Genomic DNA, 21534 nt, shown 5'->3' with positions numbered 1-21534 from the left:
CTTATTGAAATAAAAAAGGACCTTCTCAGGTCCTTTTCTTTTGCACAATCAAAAGTTGCCCAGTCAAACAGGGGCGCGAGGGAGTCATACAGGATGAGGGTTATTGATGAGTAAAACTTGGGCGTTAGTGGGCGTGTCTATGCTGGCGTTTGCCGCCAATTCTCTTTTTTGCCGTATGGCATTAGCGAATACGCATATCGATCCAGGCCTGTTTACTGTCATTCGCTTGTTTAGCGGAGCACTCTGCCTTTGCCTGTTGGTACTTTTTAATCAACCCAAAAGCGCTAGGAAGCGTGCCATTTTTAGCGTGATATTTTCAAACGCGAAGTTGGTAGGGGCTATAGCCTTATTTATTTATGCGGCTGGTTTTTCATATGCATACGTGAATATGTCTACAGGCACAGGCGCACTGTTATTATTTGGGGCGGTACAGCTCACTATGTTATGTGTTAGCTATTTTACTGGCGAGCGATTTTCTTTATTACAGTGGATTGGTTTCGGCCTTGCCTTAGCGGGGTTAATCGTCTTACTCCTGCCTTCTGCAAGCACGCCACCCTTGGTTTCCGCGGTGTTCATGGTAATGGCAGGCATGGCATGGGGTGTGTATTCTTTATTGGGCAAAAAAGCCGTCAACCCGTTACGCCTTACTGCGGGTAACTTTGCCGTAGCCACTATAATCTCTTTACCTTTACTGGCTATGCTTGCGTTTGAAGGAAATCTACAGTTTGATATAGGCGGGGTAATATATGCGTTGGCATCTGGAATTATCGCTTCTGGCTGCGGTTATGCTATATGGTACAAAGCGTTACCTTTAATTCGTTCCACCACAGCAGCCACTGTGCAATTAAGCGTCCCTGTTATTGCTACCCTTATGGGGTGGGTCTTTCTGGCTGAGGCTATTAATATGCAAATTATCGTGGCGTCACTAATGACGTTGGGTGGTATAGGGTTGGTTATCGCCAAACGCTAAGTAAAACGGGGGTAGATAGGCATGCCTAAATACCCCATTCGCGTTAAGATAAACTTGCTAGTGCTTCACCTGAGTATTCACTGAGCTCACTCGTCTTATTTTCCTTAATTTTGTTTGCCCAATTAGGGTCTTGCAGTAAAGCGCGACCCACTGCCACTAAATCAAACTCATTATGTTCTAGTCTTGCAATAAGGTCGTCTACGGCACGGGTTTGTGACCCTTGACCTTTAAATGCGCCAAAGAAGTCCCCGCTAAGCCCAACTGAGCCCACGGTAATCGTAGGTTTGCCAGTGATCTTCTTCGTCCATCCCGCCAGGTTTAATTCACTTCCCTCGAATTCATTCTCCCAATAGCGACGTTGAGAACAATGAAAAATATCCACGCCCGCATCGCTCAGTGGGGTCAAAAAGGCGTCGAGTTCTTGCGGCGTATGAGCCAACCGTGCCGTATAATCTTGTTGCTTCCACTGTGAGTAACGTAAAACAATAGGAAAATCAGGGCCCGTTGCCGCTCTTATTGCTTTTACAATTTCAATAGCAAAGCGGCTTCGGTTGGCCATATTGCCACCCCAGCTATCTGTGCGCTGATTAGTGCCTTCCCAGAAGAACTGGTCAACAAGATAGCCATGGGCACCGTGAATTTCCACGCCGTCCATACCGATAGCCTTGGCATCCGAGGCGGCATCAGCAAAGGCTTGAATGACAGCCTCTATATGCTGCACTGTCATAGGTTCAGCGCCTTGTTTACCTGGTTTAAATAGACCAGAAGGGCCTGCACTAGGAAGCTCAGGGTAGGGGGCTTTTTCAGCAACACGCGCCATACCAACATGCCATAATTGAGGCATGATTTTACCGTTAGCTTGATGCACCTCACTCACAACCTGTTTCCAACCTGTCAGTGCTTCTTCACCATGAAATTGAGGAATGTTTGCATCCATTGTGGCGACTTTATCGTTTACCGTTGTTCCTTCTGTAATAATAAGGCCCGTGCCACCTTGCGCACGCCGTTTGTAATAGCCTGCCACGTCTGAAGTAGGGATACCATTGGGCGAAAATTGTCGCGTCATCGGTGCCATTACCACCCGGTTACTCAGCGAAAGGTTCTTGCTATTAAATGATGTAAATAGTGCGTTTACGTTCGCAGTCATGGTGAATCCTTAATGTGAAACTGTAAATAACTGATCGGATTCATAATAAGGGCTAAGTCGACACAGTCAATTTTCTATTTATGATGGTTATTTATAAGGAAATAAATAGAGAAAAACGCAATGCACCTTTCTTAGGGTGAAATTCGCATTATACTATAGTTGTAAATTGCTTCTGGTTTAGTGTTATCATTAGCCAATAGCTCTATTTCACTATGAGTACAGCTTGGTTATATTGCCTGTGTGAAGGGCTTATGCAGTTAACGAGGTGTTGTGGGAGGTCATATGGAAGTCAATGCTAAAGATAAGTCTCGTCGTCGGATTTTAAAGGGGCTTGCTGCCGGCACCGCTGTGGCGTCAATTCCGGCAAAATCAGTGTGGGCCAATACTGTGACGACTTCTATCGTGGCTTCGGGGCAGGGCTCTTCAAATCTTACTACGCAGTGTCTTGCTGTACTTTCTCCAGGTTACTACAAAAACCATAGTGGCTGGCCAAGTCACGAAAGTTTCTATTACATTTTTGGCGGCGATTTAATTGGTACTGCGGACACAAAAACAAGCACTTCTGAATTGCGCAGCGTTACGTTACAAGATGTATTGGATGCGCCAGGTGGTGGCGGTACATTAAAAGTCTCTAACAACAAGAGTAAATTGGGCGGCCCATCTAATGTCAATTATTTCTTGGTTGCTATGTACGCGAACGCCTATATGTCTGGCAGCAATGATGTGTGGTTCCCAGTAGCCGACCCGTCATCTGGCGGTGCATATTCTACTCCAGAAGCCTATGCCCGAGACCTGTATTCTGACGCGAAATGGAATACCTATTCGGTGGCTGATGAAATGTCCAACTTTATTGACGATAATCACGTCGGTAACGTGTGCCAGTAAGGTTTGTCGTTTAGCGCTAACGCAACAGGGAGTGGCATGGGTTAATGAACCAAACCGTGACATTGCGTGATGGCATCATTCCTTTTTGTTTTGCAGATAATAGCGGCAGCGTGTTTTATGACGAATACAGTGGTGACATTCTATCACTTGCCCTTTGCTTTTCGATAGAGAGCGGTAAACTCCACATTACCGAATACCATGCATACAGTATTGAAAAATTAGAAAAGCGTGGCTGGATTGTCAGTGATGATGCATGAAGTCATATTAAACACCGTCCCCTTTTCGTTTCGCGTGACAACGAACTCTACCCTTGTTATCAATAATCTTCAGCGGGTGTATGGTAGTGCCAACTTAAATACCGCGCCCACAGAAAACGATTTTGCCCATTATTCTGTGTCTCTACTACTACAGCGTAAAGTAGGGCGGCCGTGGAAACAGCAAGCGCGTTTTAAATGCGATGACCTTGAGCCTTTCCTGCCTATGGATGCAGACAAGAGCTATGCAATGCTGGAGTGGGGGCTAAACTGGGTCATTGCAGCGCATGAGGTTAGCCATGTCATTGTGCATGCTGGTGTGTTGGCAAAAGACAATAAAGCCATACTGCTACCCGCTCACCCTGGCTCAGGTAAAAGTACCACCAGTTGTGCATTTATGAAGCATGGGTGGCGTCTTTTATCTGATGAACTTGCGCTTATTACGCCCAATACTTTAACGGTTACCCCATTTGTAAGACCAGTATGTTTAAAAAACGCATCAGTAGACATTGTCAGCGAATGGCTACCTGAACAGGCAAAATCAGACATTGCACCCAATACGCACAAAGGTGATGTGGTACACCTGGCGCCCACCGAGATATCGTGGCGTGAAAAAGGGTGTACCGCTTCGCTAAGTGCAGTCGTACTCCCCAGCTACCGGGCAGATACCTATTGCGAAATTCAACCTCTTACACACAGGCAAGCTTTTAATCAGATTTACGAGCATTGCTTTAATATTGGTATTTTAGGTGCCCAAGGGTTTAGTACCTTAGCGGGTATAGCCGACAAGGTCAGTGCGTATCACATTACCTTTAATGAGGCTGATGAAATAGTGAGCTTTATTGAAGAAACCTTGGCAATAGCAACGTGATCTTTAGTGCAGATTTCTTACATGGTATTTGGTTAAAGCAGGCTCAGCTGTCTTCGTTAAGCAATCGAGAGTGGGAAGCCTTAGTGTTATTGCTGAGAAGTGAAATGCTATTGGCGAGATTTGCTTATTGGTATGAGGATGAAAGTGAGGGATTTCCAGCGTTTGTTCAAGCGCACCTGGGTAATGCGAAAACCCTAGCAACCAGACAAGCTAAACAGGTTGAAATAGAAGCACGAATGTTAGTGCCGTTGTGCAGTCAGTTTAGTCAGCATATTTTGTTTTTAAAAGGGGCGGCTTATACCTTGCTTGGCGGCCAGCTGGCGAAAGGGAGAGTGTATTCTGATATTGATATCTTAGTGGATAAAGACGCACTATTGTCTATCGAAAAGCGTTTAGGGTTTAAAGGTTGGATTGCTAAACCCGTGAATAACTACGACGAAGCGTATTACCGCAAATGGATGCACGAAATTCCGCCTTTAATCCATAGTAACCGAGGGACTGTGCTTGATATTCATCACAATATTGTGCCGCCGGTATCCGGAAAGGCCCCCCCAAGCGCCATACTCACCGAGCACACCATGCAAAGCCAAGGTGGGTTTGAAACATTGTCACCGGCCGCACTTGTATTGCATTCAAGTGTTCATCTGTTTTTTAACGAAGATCAAGATAAAGGTTACCGAGATCTCATCGATATTTGGTTGCTCATTCAGCGTTTTGACAGCCAGGAATTTTGGACTGAATTGGTGAGGTTAACCGACTGTGTGGGTTTTAAAACCGATGTTATTCTTGCCCTTTACTTTGTGAGTCAGTTTTTTGATGTAGGTGTGCCGAAGGCTTTGCAGCCTAACACTTTACCTAAGGCTAAATGGTGGCTGCTGAAAAATATATACAGTAAAACAGTGTTGCCATCGCACCCATACATGCCATGTAAATATCAAGGCATTGCTATTACGTTGGCTTGGGCACGGGGCCATTGGTGTAAAATGCCAATACCCATTCTGCTGTATCATTTCCTTGTTAAAGGCAGCAGGAAATTGATTGAAAAGTTATTCGGTGACCATGTTTTTAAAAACAGTCAATCGGGCAGTTAAAGCTGTACTTTAATTTTGAGTGGGCACAACGCGACACAGCAACAAGGTAGTATCTCGTCGTCATCAATAAACGCAAGTGGGTCGGTTTTATACTCTACTTCACCTTCAAGTAATTTTGTCCTGCATGCACCACAAAATCCTTCACGACAATGATAGTGAATATGCACGTTGGCGTTTTCGAGTGCGGTGAGTAGGGTGGTTTCAGGTGTTGCAGATAGGCTTCCCACATCTACCACATCGATGCGAAAAGCCTTATCGTTTTTATTCATTACTGCAATAAATTACAGCTCAAAATCGGCAAAATCACCTTCGCCAACCGTTGAATCGATTTGTCCTACAAGGTAAGAGCTAATTTCAGATTCTTGAGGGGCAACTTGAACATTATCGGAATTAAGATAGTTGTTCATCCAAGGTAGCGGGTTACTGCTGACATCAAATGGTGCGTCAAGACCAATGGCTGTCATCCGTTGGTTTGCAATATACTCTACGTATTGGCAAAGAATTTCTTTGTTCAAACCAATCATGGAACCACTCTTGAACAGGTAATCTGCCCATTCTTTTTCTTGCGCTACGGCGTTCATAAAGATGTCGCGAGCTTCGTATTTACACTCTTCTGCAATTTGCGCCATCTCGGGGTCGTCTTTACCCTTCGCCCATAAATTTAAAATGTGCTGGGTAGAAGACAAATGAAGGTTTTCATCTCGCGCAATCAAACGAATGATTTTTGAATTACCTTCCATCAACTTACGTTCTGCAAACGCAAAGGTACAGGCAAAAGAAACATAAAAGCGAATGGCTTCTAGCGCATTTACCGAGTTCATGCACAAGAACAGCTTTTTCTTAAGCTCGTACATATTTACCGTATAGGCTGTGCCACCAACGGTATGCACACCTTCCCCTTGGGTTTGCCAAAGTTGGGTAGCAAATATCAAATCGTCGTAGTACTTAGAAATATCCGCTGCACGGCGCTTAATTTCTTCGTTTACTACAATGTCTTCAAAAATTTCACTAGGATCTGAAAACAGATTACGAAGAATATGCGTGTAAGAGCGTGAGTGAATCGTTTCGTAAAACGACCAGGTTTCTACCCAAGTTTCTAATTCCGGTAAGGAAATGATGGGAAGAAACGCAATGTTAGGGCTTCGTCCTTGCACAGAATCTAGCAGTGTTTGATATTTCAAGTTTGAAATAAAAATATGCTTTTCTGGGTCGGTTAGCTTTTGAAAGTCTACACGGTCTCGTGAAACGTCAACTTCTTCTGGGCGCCAGAAAAAGCTAATTTGCTTTTCAATAAGCTTTTCGAAGATAGCATGCTTTTGTTGGTCGTAGCGGGCAACGTTAACGGGGTTACCGAAAAACATTGGCTCAACCAAGGGGTTAGTACTTTGCTGATTAAACGTAGTATATTTCATGGTGGCCTAACTAAAAACTTAATGATAAACGCGTTTATTTATTGGTGTTCTTGCTGCGATAAGGCAAAGGGTGCGCACTAAATTTTGCACGCACCGCCAGCACAATCATCGTCTTCTTCTACTACCACTTCTTCCTGACGAGGCAAAGGCACGTTGGCTTTTGCATCAACGGCAGTTGCATCTGTGGCACCATCGCGAGTGTTATGATAATAAAGTGTTTTTACACCAAGCTTGTAAGTGGTTAGTAGGTCTTTCAGCAATAGCTTCATCGGGACCTTATTACCATCGTAACGGCTTGGATCATAGTTGGTGTTGGCAGAAATGGTTTGGTCAATAAACTTCTGCATAATTCCAACAAGCTGCAAATAACCATCATTTGATGGAATATCCCACAGTAATTCGTACTTGTCTTTTAATGTTTCGTATTCAGGTACAACCTGCTTCAAAATACCGTCTTTACTAGACTTAATACTGATGAATCCTCGTGGCGGCTCAATACCATTGGTAGCATTAGAGATTTGCGAAGAGGTTTCAGACGGCATAAGCGCTGATAAAGTAGAGTTACGTAGGCCGTGTGTTTTTACTTCCTCTCTCAATGCGTCCCAATCGTAATGCAAAGGTTCGTTGCATACGCTATCTAGCTCTTTCTTATAGCTATCGATAGGCATAATACCTTGAGAGTAAGTGGTTTCATTAAACTTAGGACACGCCCCTTTTTCTTTCGCCAAGTTATTTGACGCTTTCAAGAGGTAGTATTGCATTGCTTCGAAGGTACGGTGAACCAAACCATTCGCGCTATGATCTGAGTATTTAACCCCATTTTTAGCGAGGTAGTAAGCAAAGTTGATTACGCCCACACCTAATGTACGTCTACCCATGGTTGCGTTATACGCGGCAGGTACCGGATAATCTTGATAATCAAGCAGATTGTCTAGGGCACGTACAGCTAAATCAGCAAGCTCTTCAAACTCGTCTAATGATTCAATAGCACCTAGATTGAAGGCTGACAGGGTACACAGCGCAATTTCACCATTTTCATCATTCACATGTTGAAGTGGCTTAGTCGGTAGCGCAATTTCAAGACATAAGTTACTTTGACGAACAGGGGCGACTTCTGGATTGAACGGACTGTGAGTATTACAGTGGTCAACGTTTTGTAGGTAAATACGGCCTGTACTTGCACGCTCTTGCATAAACAAGCTAAACAGTTCCATGGCTTTAATGCGTTTTTTGCGAATGCTATCGTCGTTTTCGTACTGCACATACAGTGCTTCAAACTTATTCTGATCCGCAAAGAAAGCATCGTAGAGCCCAGGTACATCTGACGGACTGAACAATGAGATGTAATCGTCCTTCATCATGCGTTGGTACATTAATTTGTTAAATTGAACGCCATAATCAAGGTGGCGAACGCGGTTTTCTTCAACACCACGGTTATTTTTAAGTACCAGTAACGATTCAATTTCCATATGCCAGATGGGGTAGAACAAAGTAGCTGCGCCACCACGAACACCGCCTTGTGAACAGCTTTTCACTGCTGTTTGGAAGTACTTGTAGAAGGGGATACAACCCGTATGGAAGGCTTCGCCACCACGAATAGGGCTACCTAGAGCGCGAATACGGCCCGCATTTACCCCTATACCGGCACGCTGGCTAACGTACTTCACAATGGCACTTGCTGTCGCATTAATAGAATCTAAGCTATCGCCTGTTTCAATCAATACACATGAACTAAATTGACGAGTAGGGGTACGAACTCCGGCCATGATAGGCGTAGGAAGTGACAGTTTAAATGTAGACGCTGCGTCGTAAAAACGACGAATGTAGTCCATGCGCGTCGCTTTATCGTAATTAGCGAATAAGCAGGCCGCCACTAGAATATAAAGAAACTGTGCGCTTTCGTAGATTTCACCTGTAACACGGTTTTGTACTAAATACTTACCTTCTAGCTGCTTAACCGCCGCGTAGCTGAAATTCATATCGCGCCAATGGTCAATATAGTTTTCCATTTCTGCGAATTCTTCAGCGCTGTAATCTTCAAGAATATGACTGTCGTACTTGCCCATTTCTACCATTTTACTGACATGGTCGAATAACGCTGGCGGCTCAAATTGGCCGTAGGCTTTTTTACGTAAATGAAAGATAGCGAGGCGAGCGGCTAAATATTGATAATCAGGCGCGTCTGTCGAAATAAGATCCGCGGCTGACTTAATCAAAGTTTCGTGAATTTCACTGGTATTAATACCGTCGTAAAATTGGATTTGCGCTTTTATTTCTACTTGAGAAACTGAAACGTTGTGTAATCCTTTAGCTGCCCACGTCACAACCTTGTGAATTTTTTCTAGGTCGATGGACTCTTTTTCACCGTTTCGCTTGGTGACAGATAAGTTATTATTCATGTTACTGGCCGTTGTCTGTTAGCGCTTGAATCGTGGGCATGTAGCCCTGTTATATTTTGTGTTCGTTTATTATTGTGCGGCGATAAATGCATTACCGCGATAACTACACAACAAAACACAACGAGGTTGGTTGAATGCCATCAGGGCAAAACCACGTTGCGTATCAATCTTACTTGCACGAGTTGTTATATTTTTTGTACTTTTTGCAATTTCTGTCTGTATTGTGAGGCTATTTACACCGCAGACCATTATGAAGGTTAGTCACCATGGTCTTGGACATAACCAAGCCGAGTGTCAAAAGCCAAGATCCTACTTTGATCGAGAAGAATGATCGTTTAGATGATCCTAGGATCTCCCCCTTTGAACTCATCACAAGATAGTGAGGTTTGCCTTCGATTGCAACCCAATACCTGTTGCTTATTCCACCACTTAAACTGGCACGGAAATTAGGTTAGTAACAACTAACTTTTTAGCATTCTACAATCGTCAAATCGATGGAATGCAAGCACTATTGAAAAAAATGATTAAAGGTTAAAATAAATTATTCCAAAAACCGTTTTTTTATAAAAACACGATATATGGTGGCTAAATTATCACCGAAGCCCTATATCTAGTGCCTTAATCTTCCTCACGTACAGTATAGAGTAGGTAGTTCACATCCACGTTTTTGTTTGACAAGTAAAAGCCTTGGGAAAGCGGGTCCATGTGTAAACCTGTCATATCACGGGGAAAAAGGTTTGCTTCATCTGTCATTGCAATGAGTTCCGATGGTTTAATGAAGCGACCATGATCATGTGTTCCCTTAGGTACGAGTTTTAACAGATATTCTGCACCAAGGATCCCCATTAAATAAGATTTAATATTTCTATTGAGTGTGGAAAAAAATACGTGACCACCGGGCTTAACTATGGTCGCACATGCTTTTACCACCGAAGCAGGGTCGGGAACATGCTCTAACATTTCCATACAGGTGACCACGTCGTATTCAGCTGGATGGGCGTCGGCAAAGTTTTCAGCGGTTTCACAATGATAGCTAACCTTAACGCCTGATTCTAAACCATGGAGTTTCGCCACATCGAGTGATGCCTGAGCCATGTCTAAGCCGGTAACTTGCGCGCCCGCTTTTGCCATTGATTCCGCTAAAATTCCGCCACCACAGCCAATGTCCAATACCTTTTTGTCGAACAGCCCTTGACTGTGTTGATTGATAAAATCTAAACGAAGGGGATTAATTAGATGAAGGGGTTTAAATTCACCTTCGGGATCCCACCATCTTGATGCGAGCTCAGAAAATTTACCAATTTCTTGCTCATCAACATTCGTCATTTTTTACCTTCCTATTTGTGACTAATTAAAAGTAGCTAATTGCACCACCTAATAAAGCAATGAGACATCTTCGATGACAGGTTATGCTGACTGTATTTTATTGTCCGCCATTGCGTAAGTGTACTATTGGCTACGAGATAACGTGATAAAATAGCGCAAAACCGCACTTATGTGCATCGTTTTTAGTGGGGAATATCCATCTAGGGTAAACTGTTGAACGAAAAGTAAACGGTTGTTATAACCTAAGGTGGGTTAAGTAATTAAGCGCTACATAATTTTGTCATCAAGTGTTACACTCGAACAGGATTATGACCCCCATAATAACAATGCGAGCCCTCAGTTAAGCGCGCTGTGTCACGATTGATATAGCATACGCACTGGAATGGATTACGCAGAACAAACCGAAATAAAGGGATTAAGCAGTTTATGTCTGATAACGCTAAAGAAATCCTCCCCGTAAATATCGAGGAAGAGCTAAAAAACTCTTATCTTGATTACGCGATGAGCGTTATTGTCGGGCGAGCCTTGCCTGACGTGAGAGATGGCCTGAAGCCAGTGCACCGTCGCGTGCTGTTCGCCATGAACGAACTTAAAAATGACTTCAATAAGCCATATAAAAAATCTGCCCGTGTGGTAGGTGACGTAATTGGTAAGTATCACCCTCATGGTGACTCTGCTGTTTACGATACTATCGTACGTATGGCACAGCCATTCTCGCTACGCTACATGTTAGTAGATGGCCAAGGTAACTTTGGTTCTGTGGACGGTGACTCCGCGGCGGCTATGCGTTACACAGAAGTTCGTATGGCGAAAATCGCCCACGAACTATTGGCTGATCTCGATAAAGAGACAGTAGATTTTGTACCTAACTATGATGGTACTGAATTTATACCAGAAGTTTTACCGACTAAGGTGCCCAACCTGCTAGTGAATGGGTCTTCTGGTATCGCGGTGGGTATGGCTACCAATATTCCCCCGCACAATTTAACTGAAGTTATCAATGGCTGTGTGGCGTTAATTCAAGACCCAGATATCACCATTGATGATCTCATGACCTATATTCCTGGTCCTGATTTCCCTACAGCCGCTATGATAAGCGGACGTAAAGGTATTGATGACGCTTACCGTACTGGTCGCGGCAAAATATATATGCGTGCTAAAGCGGAAATTGAAACGGAAGATAACGGTAAAGAAACCATTATCATTAATGAAATTCCGTATCAGGTTAACAAAGCTCGTTTAATTGAAAAAATTGCCGAGCTGGTTAAAGAAAAGCGTATCGAAGGTATTTCTGCACTCCGTGACGAATCTGATAAAGACGGAATGCGTATTGTTGTAGAAGTCAAACGTAATGAATCAGCAGAAGTGCTGCTTAACCATTTATATGCCAATACACAGTTACAAACAGTATTCGGTATTAATATGGTGGCGTTGGACAATGGCCAGCCTAAAGTCTTTAATCTAAAAGACACCTTAGAAGCCTTTATACTGCACCGTCGTGAAGTCGTCACTCGTCGTACTGTATTTGAGCTGCGAAAAGCCCGTGATCGTGCCCATATCCTTGAAGGTTTGGCGATTGCCCTGGCGAATATCGACCCTATCATTGAGTTGATTAAAGCCTCTCCAAGCCCTGCAGAAGCGAAAAAAGCTTTAGTGGCACAAGGCTGGGATCTAGGTGACGTAGCGCAAATGCTAGAGCGTGCTGGCGATGATGCGGCGCGTCCAGAATGGTTATTGCCAGAATTTGGTATTCGTGATGGTCAGTATTTCCTAACGGAACAACAGGCGCAGGCCATTCTCGATCTTCGTTTACATAAGCTAACCGGCTTAGAACACGAAAAAATCTTAGAAGAATACAAGCAGCTACTTGAGCTTATTGCTGAATTGCTACACATCTTAAACAGCCCAGCGCGTTTGATGGAAGTGATTCAAGAAGAGCTAGAAAAAGTACGCGACGAATTTGGTGATGAACGTCGTACCGAAATTACGGCGGCAAGTCATGATATAGATATTGAAGATTTAATTGAACAAGAAGACGTTGTTGTGACGCTTTCTCGTGAAGGTTATGTAAAATATCAAAAGCTTACCGACTATGAAGCGCAACGTCGTGGTGGCCGTGGAAAATCGGCAACTAAGATGAAAGATGAAGATTTCATCGAAAAACTGTTGGTGGCTAATACCCATGATCATATCTTATGCTTCTCAACCCGTGGTCGTTTGTACTGGCTGAAAGTGTATCAATTGCCATTCGCCAGCCGAAATGCACGTGGACGTCCTATTGTTAATATTCTTCCTCTTGAAGAAGGCGAGCGTATTACTGCTATTCTTCCAATTAAAGAGTTTGAAGAAGGCAAATATGTATTGATGGCAACGGCCAACGGTACCGTGAAGAAAACCGATCTGAGTCTATATTCTCGCCCACGTTCAAGCGGTATTATTGCCGTTAACTTGAATGAAGGTGATGAGCTTATTGGTGTTGATATCACCCATGGTGACGACGACATCATGCTGTTTTCTGATGCAGGTAAAGTGGTTCGCTTTAACGAAAAACTTCGTGACAGCGAAACAGGCGAAGTTAAACGTGACCCTGAAACCGGTGAAGAGCTATTAGCACTGCGTCCAATGGGTCGTACCGCAACAGGTGTTCGTGGTATCCGTTTGCAAGACGGCCAAAAAGTGGTTTCACTGATTGTGCCGAAAGGCGACGGCCCTGTACTTACTGCCACCGAAAACGGATTTGGAAAGCGTACGCCGCTTGATGATTACCCAGCGAAAAGCCGAGCAACACAAGGTGTTGTATCAATTAAAGTCTCTGAGCGTAACGGTAAGGTAGTGGGTGCGGTACAGGTTGATGACAGCAACGAAATTATGTTGATCAGCGACCAAGGTACCTTAGTAAGAACACGTGTAAGTGAAGTGTCTGTAGTAGGGCGTAACACACAAGGTGTTCGACTTATACGCACTGTAGAAGGCGAGCACGTCGTTGGATTACAACGCATTGAAGAAGTGGCTGAGTTACAAGAACTAGATGAAGACGGTAACCCAATTATTTCAGAAGAGGTAGCAGAACAAGCAGAAACTGCTGTTCCAGAGCAAGATAACGCTGCACAAGACAGCGATGGCTCAACGACAGAAGAGTAGGGGTGGTGCGCTAACCGAAAGGCTTAGCGCGTTATCAGTGTTCTTTAAAAACAAGCGGCTTAAGCCGCTTGTTTTACCATTTAGGCAAGGTAAATGCTTTTTCACACGGCATGACCGAGTCTAAATGGGATTATTTACAGGTGTTGAAAAACGCAATGAAAGAGGTTTTTAACTTTAGTGCCGGCCCAGCCATGCTTCCCAAAGAAGTTATGCTAAAAGCCCAAGCAGAATTTACCAATTGGCGCGACCTTGGTTGCTCTGTGATGGAAGTTAGCCACCGAGGCAAAGACTTCATCGAAATAGCAGCAAAAGCCGAACAAGATCTTCGTGATCTCTTGTCTGTCCCATCAAACTATCATGTGCTCTTTACTCACGGTGGTGGGCGAGGACAGTTTGCCGCGGTTCCACTAAACTTGTCTAACCCCAACGACACCAGTTTGCACCTTGTTAGTGGCTCTTGGTCTAAAGGGGCGGTAACCGAAGCAAATAAATACAACAAGGCGGTTGTGGTCGGCGATGTATCAGAAAAAGACGGTCTCCAGTATGTTGCACCACCGGCTTTAAGTGATATTGACCAGTCTGCGGCTTACTATCACTTTTGTCCTAATGAAACCGTTGACGGTATCGCCTATGACTGGTTGCCTGAAGCGGGAAATGTGCCTTTAGTGTCAGATATGTCTTCTACCATTTTGTCGCAACCGTTGGATGTGGCGAAGCATGGCGTTATTTATGCCGGAGCCCAGAAGAATATTGGTCCAAGTGGTTTATCTGTGGTGATTGTTAGGGATGATCTTGTTGGCAAAGCCCGAAAAGAAACCCCCTCCATTTTCGATTACGCTTTAGCAGCAAAATCTGATTCCATGTACAACACGCCGCCAACCTTTTCATGGTACTTGGCTGGTTTAGTGTTTGAGTGGTTAAAAGACATGGGCGGCGTGAATGCCATGGCAAAACGTAACGGGGAAAAAGCCGCGCTACTGTATTCTGCCATCGACAGTTCAGATTTTTATTCGAGTAAGGTTCATCCTGATAACCGCTCCAAAATGAACGTTCCTTTCCATCTGGCTAATCCGGCGCTAGACAGCTTGTTTTTAGAGCAATCACAAGCAGCAGGCTTACTGGCGCTTAAAGGTCACCGCTCTGTAGGTGGCATGCGAGCCAGTATTTATAATGCAATGCCAGTCGAAGGTATTGTGGCGCTAGTTGAATTTATGCGCGAATTTGAAAGAGTAAATGGGTAAAAAATGGAACAGTTAACATTAGCACCGATTGCAAAAGTATCGGGAGAGGTCAATGTACCTGGTTCAAAGAGCTTATCAAATCGCGCGCTGTTACTGGCCGCTTTAGCAGAAGGTGACACGGAGCTAACGAATTTGTTAGACAGCGATGACATTTCGCATATGCTTAACGCGCTTACGCAATTGGGCATTCAGTATACGCTTAATGAAGATAAAACAGGCTGTACGGTTAGCGGTAACGGCGGGGCATTTAATGTCGCAGAACCACTAGAACTATTTTTAGGAAACGCGGGTACTGCAATGCGTCCTTTGTGTGCCGCCTTAGCTGCAAGCAAGGTAGACTGTGTACTTACCGGCGAGCCACGTATGGAAGAGCGCCCCATTGGCGATTTAGTCGATGGGCTACGTGAAGCCAATGCTGACATTAGTTACCTGAAAAACGACGGTTTTCCACCTCTTCAGATAAAGGGTAAAACCTTGCTTGGTGGGGAAATGTCCGTTGACGGTAGTGTATCCAGTCAGTTTTTGACAGCGCTGTTAATGGCAGCCCCCTTATTTGCAGGCGATGTTACTATTCGTATCAAAGGCGAATTAGTATCAAAACCTTACATCGATATTACCTTAGATACCATGGCGAAGTTTGGTGTGTCTGTTGAAAATGACAACTACCAGACATTCACCATTTCGGGAGACGCAAAGTACGTAGCCCCGGGAAAATTTATGGTAGAAGGTGATGCATCTTCGGCGTCTTACTTCCTTGCAGCCGGCGCCATTAAAGGTGGTACGGTACGCGTAACCGGTATTGGGCAAAATTCGATACAGGGTGATATTCGTTTTGCCGATGTACTTGAAGCAATGGGTGCAAAGGTGGTCTGGAATGACGAATATGTAGAAGTGACAGGCGCGCCGCTCAAAGGTGTCAGCATGGATATGAACCATATCCCTGATGCGGCCATGACCATAGCGACTACGGCTTTGTTTGCCGAAGGTCCAACAACCATGACAAACATCTATAACTGGCGGGTCAAAGAAACTGACCGTTTGGCAGCCATGGCAACCGAACTGCAAAAATTAGGGGCTAAAGTGGAAGAGGGCCATGACTCTATTAAAGTTTGGCCAACGGCGTCACTTAAGCATGCGGAAATTGACACCTACAACGACCATCGCATAGCCATGTGTTTTTCTCTTGTGGCGTTAAGTGACACCCCTGTTACCATTAATGACCCAGGTTGCACGCGTAAAACCTTCCCAGACTACTTTACTCGATTTGCCACGCTATACAGCTAATTTGGCGTTTATCTGCAAAATTGCAGCGATCTGCCCTTATAAATTAGTCTAACATCCAATGCCATCGTCGCCCGGTGGCATTGCTTATCTGTTATGAACGCGTATAATTGCGCGCGATTTTTTAGTATTTTAAATTCTGGAGCAGGTATGCATTCCACACCCGTTGTCACGGTAGACGGTCCTAGTGGTGCTGGTAAAGGTACGTTAAGTAGCTTACTGGCGAAAAAACTAGGTTGGCATTTTTTAGACAGTGGCGCAATTTATCGCGTATTAGCTGTTGCCGCCTTACACCACGACCTTCCGTGTGAAGATGAAGAATGTGTTGTTCCACTAGCAACCGGTCTTGATGTAAGTTTTGAAACTAACGAGGATGCAACCCGCATTATCCTTGAAGGCGAAGACGTTACAGATGATATCCGTACTGAAGATGTGGGCGCAGTCGCCTCTAAAGTCGCAGCCTTACCTCGAGTAAGAGAAGCATTACTTAGACGTCAGCGGGCATTTCAGCAAGATCCGGGTTTAGTGGCCGATGGAAGAGACATGGGCACCGTTGTATTCCCGGAAGCAAATGTAAAGATATTTCTTACAGCCAGTGCTGAAGCCCGCGCAGAGCGTCGCTATAGCCAGTTGAAAGATAAAGGGATGGATGTTAATATTGCGCGCCTTTTAACCGATATCAAAGCAAGAGACGAGCGTGACACACAACGTTCGGTTGCCCCTTTGGTGCCGGCACAAGATGCAGTAATTATTGATTCGACGGACTTGGATATTGACCAAGTCTTTGAAAAAGCGATGGATATTATTTCCTCACGCTTGTAAAAAGCGCGAGACAATCGCATCCAAAGCAGCGTTGCAACAGGGAGTAGCGACGATTTTTAATAACCCCACGTTGTCCGGATTAGAAGCGTGGATATCAACTTAAAAGTTTATTTAAACCTTATGACTGAAAATTTTGCACAACTTTTTGAAGAAAGCTTACAAGAACTAGAAACACGTCCTGGTTCAATTGTAAAAGGTACTGTTGTTTCTATCGACAAAGACATCGTTCTTGTTGATGCGGGCTTGAAATCAGAAAGTGCTATCCCAGCAGACCAATTTAAGAACGCTGAAGGCGAACTAGAAATCGCTATCGGTGACGAAGTAGACGTAGCACTAGATGCAGTTGAAGATGGTTTCGGTGAAACTATCCTTTCTCGCGAAAAAGCCAAGCGTCACGAAGCGTGGGTTGAGCTGGAAAAAGCTTACGATGATAAAGCGACTATCAAAGGCGTTATCAACGGTAAAGTTAAAGGCGGTTTCACTGTTGAAGTTAACAGTGTTCGCGCATTCCTTCCTGGTTCACTAGTTGACGTACGTCCAGTACGTGATACTACGCACCTTGAAGGCAAAGAGCTTGAATTTAAAGTTATCAAGCTTGACGCTAAGCGTAACAATGTTGTTGTTTCTCGTCGTGCAGTTATTGAAGCAGAAAGCAGCGCTGAGCGCGAAACGCTTCTTGCTAACCTTGAAGAAGGCCACGAAATCAAAGGTATCGTTAAGAACCTTACTGATTACGGAGCGTTCGTTGACCTTGGCGGCGTAGACGGTCTACTACACATCACTGATATGGCTTGGAAGCGCGTTAAGCACCCAAGTGAAATCGTGAATGTTGGTGACGAAATCAACGTTAAAGTACTTAAGTTCGACAAAGAGAAGCAACGTGTTTCTCTTGGTATGAAGCAAATGGGCAACGATCCATGGCAAGAAATTGCTTCACGTTACCCAGAAGGTACTAAGATCAACGGTCAGGTAACTAACCTAACTGATTACGGTTGCTTCGTAGAAATCGAAGACGGCGTAGAAGGTCTTGTACACGTTTCTGAAATGGATTGGACTAACAAGAACATCCACCCATCTAAAGTTGTTAACCTAGGTGACACAGTAGATGTTATGGTTCTTGAAATCGACGAAGAACGTCGTCGTATTTCTCTAGGTCTTAAGCAGTGCATCGACAACCCTTGGGAAACTTTCGCTAAGTCACACGAAAAAGGTGACAAAGTGTCTGGTAAGATCAAGTCAATCACTGACTTTGGTATCTTCATCGGTCTTGACGGTGGTATCGACGGTCTAGTTCACCTTTCTGACATTAGCTGGAACAAGTCTGGTGAAGACGCAGTTCGCGACTATAAGAAAGGCGACGAAATCTCTGCAGTTGTACTACAAGTCGACCCAGAGCGTGAGCGTATTTCTCTAGGCGTTAAGCAGATTGAAGAAGATCCTTTCAACAAGTATCTGACAGATAACAAGAAAGGTGCTATCGTTACTGGTACAGTAACAGCAGTTGATGCTAAAGGCGTTACTGTAAACCTAGCTGAAGAAGTTGATGGCTACATCCGTGTTGCAGATCTTTCTGTTGACCGTATTGAAGACGCAACTGAAGAAGCGAAAGTTGGTGATAGCATTGAAGCGAAATTTATGGGCGTTGACCGTAAGAATCGCACTGTTAACCTTTCTGTTAAAGCGAAAGATCAAGCTGACGAGAAAGAAGCTATCGATAAAGTTAACCAGCAAGAAGACGCTGGTTTCGCTAACGCGATGGCAGAAGCATTTAAAGCTGCTAAAGGCGAATAATGCTGCTGCGGGTGTGCATATGCACACCCGATTTGCGCTAGCTGTTTAACCATATTATTGACAATGAGGTTTATATGACCAAGTCTGAATTAATTGAACGGCTCGCAGATCAAGCGCGTCACATTCAAGCGAAAGAACTCGAATTAGCGATTAAAGAACTTCTCGAACAAATGGCGCAAACCCTTCAAAAGGGTGAGCGTATTGAAATTCGTGGGTTTGGAAGTTTTTCACTGCACTACCGTGCGCCTCGCGTAGGTAGAAATCCAAAAACCGGTGAAACAGTAAAGTTAGATGGTAAATATGTGCCACACTTTAAACCTGGCAAAGAGCTTCGCGAACGTGTTGATGCGTCAATAGCTTAAAATAAAAACCGCACCGAGTGCGGTTTTTTTGTATTTGGCTATGGGTTAAACAAGTTAACTTTAGTTTAACTATTGACCCCATAATATATACGGTTTTATAGTAATAGGCTGTATAAATAATAAGTGGTGCTCGGTGTACCAATGTCTGTCGGCGAAGAAGAACAAATAATAAAGCAGTACCAGCCGCTAATACGTGCATTAATTCCTTATGAACAAGACAATAGACTGTTAGAAGGAATTAATAAGTTTTCAAAAAGGCTGCCAAGTAGTGTCCGCAAAATCGTAAAAGAAGAAGTGGTAAGACTGACTTCTTTAACCGATGCCTCCGCGGATAATTCTGCGTTCGCCCAATTCCCCGTGATGAAATTCAAACACTTTGGTATCCCTATGCGGTTAGACAAAGTGGGCGCGGAAATCTTAAAAAGCGAAACCTCGCTTTACCAGGAACGCTATACTGTGGGGGTGTTTGAGTCGGTCATGAATTCCGACTTCTATCAAACCCAAATCAAACGTGACCAATTCAAGAAAATCGTTGATGCGTTTAAAGTAGAAAGCCAGTCATTTACGGATATCGATTTTGGCAACGATATTGCCGTTAGACCTAATTTTACTGTTTCGTCTCCAGACTTTGAAAAAGGCCGTCACTGTACCGTCAGTTCGCTTTCATTCACGGGATTAGCAGTAGAGACTAAGCGTCCACCGAATGTAACTACCGGTGATATTATTACTTTTACTATCCCAGAAGTGATGGGGTTAACGAAAGAGCCAACAGAAATTACCTATGAACTAGATACCACAAAGTACAATAAGCATCTAGGAAAATACGAATCTTTCTTTACCATTTCATCGGAAACTGACCTCGGTTTATTAAACCAACTTAAACGCTACATTAAAGCTGTCTCATATAAACAGCCCCTTCAACGTGACCTCGAAATTGAACGGGCTATGCAAGATTTAGAAAGAGACAGAATTTTAGAGAATAGCCCGTGGATGCCGGTTTTTCTTGCGCCAAATAAAAAATCACTTAAGCCGGTTATTTCGTTATTCACCAAAGCCAACGTTGAACATAACAACGCTGAGTTATTACTTAAGAGTTTGCAAGACAAAACCATATTCGATGTGTTGGCTACAGAATTAATGCGCTACAACGAGGCGTATATATTTTATGGCAAGATTAAAACCAAAAGCGGTGAAATAGCGATTACGGCTACCCATAGGCAATTGTTAGCGATGGGACAACTCAATGCTATTGTGTACTTGCTCGTTAAAAATAACGACTTTATTTGTACTCAGTGTCGTTTGGATGACATCACTAAAGAAGATAAACAAAAAGCCTTCGCTATTCATGACATTGCCAGCAAAGACTTTGAGCACCTCGGCGCCATAAGTAATGTTATGTATTGTCGTGATGTGACTGTGTATCTTAACAACCTTACCCTTAGCGAAAAGTGCGAGTTTAAACCCTTAGCCAAGTCTTTAAGGGCATCAGGCGAACGTTGGCACATAGATTATGTTATGGAAGAGGCGTTAGATCGCCGCTCTGAAACCCGCTACGTTATTGATAAATCCGCGCAAATTAAACTAGGCTTGTTAAATTCTCTAGACGTTAGAGTGTCAGACCTGTCGGCAAGTGGTATGAAATTACTCGTGCCTGTAGGCACAGATTTACAGCCTGAACTTAGGGTATCTGTGCCAGACCTTAAAATAAAAAATGAAAAGTATCGGGTTGTTCACTACGATAAAAGTTCAGGAACCGTGCGACTTTGCCTGCAAGACGACGGTAAAAAATCGAAAACCTGTGTTAACGTTGATGCCATGGTCGAAGAAAATACCGCGTATTTTAAGTTAAGAGATGTGGCACGCATCCAGCGCGCGACCCATAGGTTTATATGGGAACTCGCAGTACGACACATGCCTTCTTTATCAGTGCTGTGTGTGATGAATAGGCATATCTTAGACCGCTTAAAAACCGTTTATCAAAGTGATGCTTCTGACGATTTGTATCCGTTCTCCCGTACGCAGAATATTATTCCACTTCACGGTTTTTTTGCTGATAAAGCGCAATCAAAACCGAAGTCACTGATGTTAGATGCCATGTTTAAAGGTGCCATGGATCATAGCTTAGTGGTGCACTGTGTTCGGAAAAGTGACAACCGGCTTGTTTACATAAAAGAGCGCGACTTTTTATATACTAAACTTAGAAGCCAAATTCAGTCACAACTAGAAGAAGAAAAAATTCAAATTAGCGCAACAGATGTCACTGCGATTCGCTGTCATGGTGCTATCACGCCGTTAACTAAAAAGCGGTTAGCGCAGTTGTCTAAGTTAGATAAAGCCATGTATGACAAGTTAGAAACCATGCAAGCCGGTTATACCCATTGTATCTTTGTTACAAACATGTCCGCTCTCCATCACGATTTAGTCATGGCCAAGCTGATTGCCAAACCCACCCAAACAAACAGTGAAAAAGAAGGGGCAGCGTAATAAACATCACCCTAAATCATGGGGTTTTGGTATTATCTGTCTCAGCATTTTGCTATT

17 protein-coding genes are annotated in these 21534 nt (G+C 43.9%); 12 read left to right on the top strand and 5 right to left on the bottom strand.

Annotation, left to right across the window (positions count from 1 at the left end; genetic code table 11):
* Positions 1-106: 106 nt before the first annotated feature.
* Positions 107-970, top strand: a complete 864-nt coding sequence (locus IUA53_RS10405) for a DMT family transporter (RefSeq protein WP_044057224.1) — start codon at positions 107-109, stop codon at positions 968-970.
* Between the two features lie 43 nt (positions 971-1013).
* Here IUA53_RS10405 and IUA53_RS10400 read toward each other — a convergent pair whose 3' ends face one another.
* Positions 1014-2117 (bottom strand): NADH:flavin oxidoreductase, encoded by a 1104-nt coding sequence (locus tag IUA53_RS10400; RefSeq protein ID WP_196897047.1) that lies wholly within the window; start codon positions 2115-2117, stop codon positions 1014-1016.
* Between the two features lie 282 nt (positions 2118-2399).
* Here IUA53_RS10400 and IUA53_RS10395 point away from each other — a divergent pair, with 282 nt between their 5' ends.
* From IUA53_RS10395 to IUA53_RS10380, 4 genes are read left to right on the top strand one after another with little or no spacing between them, the layout of a single operon-like run.
* Positions 2400-3002 carry a hypothetical protein gene (locus tag IUA53_RS10395; protein WP_044057222.1) on the top strand — a complete coding sequence of 201 codons (603 nt, stop codon included), beginning with the start codon at positions 2400-2402 and terminating at the stop codon, positions 3000-3002.
* Between the two features lie 44 nt (positions 3003-3046).
* Positions 3047-3259 (top strand): hypothetical protein, encoded by a 213-nt coding sequence (locus IUA53_RS10390; protein ID WP_044447642.1) that lies wholly within the window; start codon positions 3047-3049, stop codon positions 3257-3259.
* Complete coding sequence (locus tag IUA53_RS10385; RefSeq protein WP_196897046.1) at positions 3249-4127, top strand: HprK-related kinase A; 879 nt, start codon at positions 3249-3251, stop codon at positions 4125-4127. Before IUA53_RS10390 ends, IUA53_RS10385 begins: the two co-directional genes overlap by 11 nt.
* Positions 4124-5218: a nucleotidyltransferase family protein gene (locus IUA53_RS10380; RefSeq protein ID WP_196897045.1), complete on the top strand. Its 1095-nt coding sequence runs from the start codon at positions 4124-4126 to the stop codon at positions 5216-5218. Before IUA53_RS10385 ends, IUA53_RS10380 begins: the two co-directional genes overlap by 4 nt.
* On the opposite strand, the gene yfaE is transcribed toward IUA53_RS10380, so the two are convergent.
* From yfaE to ubiG, 4 genes are all read right to left on the bottom strand, one after another.
* On the bottom strand, positions 5215-5487 hold the full coding sequence (yfaE, locus tag IUA53_RS10375) for a class I ribonucleotide reductase maintenance protein YfaE (RefSeq protein ID WP_044057220.1): 273 nt from the start codon (positions 5485-5487) through the stop codon (positions 5215-5217). The two genes, IUA53_RS10380 and yfaE, sit on opposite strands and share 4 nt — an antisense overlap.
* A gap of 12 nt (positions 5488-5499) precedes the next feature.
* Positions 5500-6630: a class Ia ribonucleoside-diphosphate reductase subunit beta gene (nrdB, locus tag IUA53_RS10370; protein WP_196897044.1), complete on the bottom strand. Its 1131-nt coding sequence runs from the start codon at positions 6628-6630 to the stop codon at positions 5500-5502.
* Positions 6631-6707: 77 nt separating this feature from the next.
* Positions 6708-9029 (bottom strand): class 1a ribonucleoside-diphosphate reductase subunit alpha, encoded by a 2322-nt coding sequence (nrdA, locus tag IUA53_RS10365; RefSeq protein ID WP_044057218.1) that lies wholly within the window; start codon positions 9027-9029, stop codon positions 6708-6710.
* 618 nt (positions 9030-9647) lie between these two features.
* Entirely contained in the window at positions 9648-10355 is a 708-nt protein-coding gene (gene ubiG, locus IUA53_RS10360) for a bifunctional 2-polyprenyl-6-hydroxyphenol methylase/3-demethylubiquinol 3-O-methyltransferase UbiG (RefSeq protein WP_196897043.1), read from the bottom strand.
* A gap of 426 nt (positions 10356-10781) precedes the next feature.
* Here ubiG and gyrA point away from each other — a divergent pair, with 426 nt between their 5' ends.
* The 7 genes from gyrA to IUA53_RS10325 all read left to right on the top strand — a co-directional run bounded on the left by gyrA (position 10782) and on the right by IUA53_RS10325 (position 21477).
* Positions 10782-13496: a DNA topoisomerase (ATP-hydrolyzing) subunit A gene (gene gyrA / locus IUA53_RS10355; RefSeq protein WP_044057216.1), complete on the top strand. Its 2715-nt coding sequence runs from the start codon at positions 10782-10784 to the stop codon at positions 13494-13496.
* Positions 13497-13651: 155 nt separating this feature from the next.
* Positions 13652-14737, top strand: a complete 1086-nt coding sequence (gene serC / locus IUA53_RS10350; RefSeq protein ID WP_044058898.1) for a 3-phosphoserine/phosphohydroxythreonine transaminase — start codon at positions 13652-13654, stop codon at positions 14735-14737.
* A 3-nt stretch (positions 14738-14740) separates the two neighbouring features.
* Positions 14741-16021: a 3-phosphoshikimate 1-carboxyvinyltransferase gene (gene aroA / locus IUA53_RS10345; protein WP_196897042.1), complete on the top strand. Its 1281-nt coding sequence runs from the start codon at positions 14741-14743 to the stop codon at positions 16019-16021.
* Positions 16022-16168: 147 nt separating this feature from the next.
* A complete protein-coding gene (cmk, locus tag IUA53_RS10340; RefSeq protein WP_044057214.1) occupies positions 16169-16840 on the top strand; it encodes a (d)CMP kinase in 672 nt (223 codons plus the stop codon).
* 120 nt (positions 16841-16960) lie between these two features.
* Positions 16961-18631, top strand: coding sequence for a 30S ribosomal protein S1 (gene rpsA, locus IUA53_RS10335; protein ID WP_044449549.1), 1671 nt, complete (start codon positions 16961-16963; stop codon positions 18629-18631).
* A 74-nt stretch (positions 18632-18705) separates the two neighbouring features.
* Entirely contained in the window at positions 18706-18993 is a 288-nt protein-coding gene (ihfB, locus tag IUA53_RS10330; protein WP_044057213.1) for an integration host factor subunit beta, read from the top strand.
* A gap of 141 nt (positions 18994-19134) precedes the next feature.
* Positions 19135-21477, top strand: a complete 2343-nt coding sequence (locus IUA53_RS10325; protein WP_196897041.1) for a PilZ domain-containing protein — start codon at positions 19135-19137, stop codon at positions 21475-21477.
* The last annotated feature ends 57 nt before the right edge of the window (positions 21478-21534 follow it).

It is taken from the genome of Alteromonas sp. B31-7 (genome assembly GCF_015767655.1).
GTDB lineage: Bacteria > Pseudomonadota > Gammaproteobacteria > Enterobacterales > Alteromonadaceae > Alteromonas > Alteromonas australica.
Note: the sequence above shows the minus strand (reverse complement) of the source record. Positions and strands in the feature narration are given on the sequence as shown.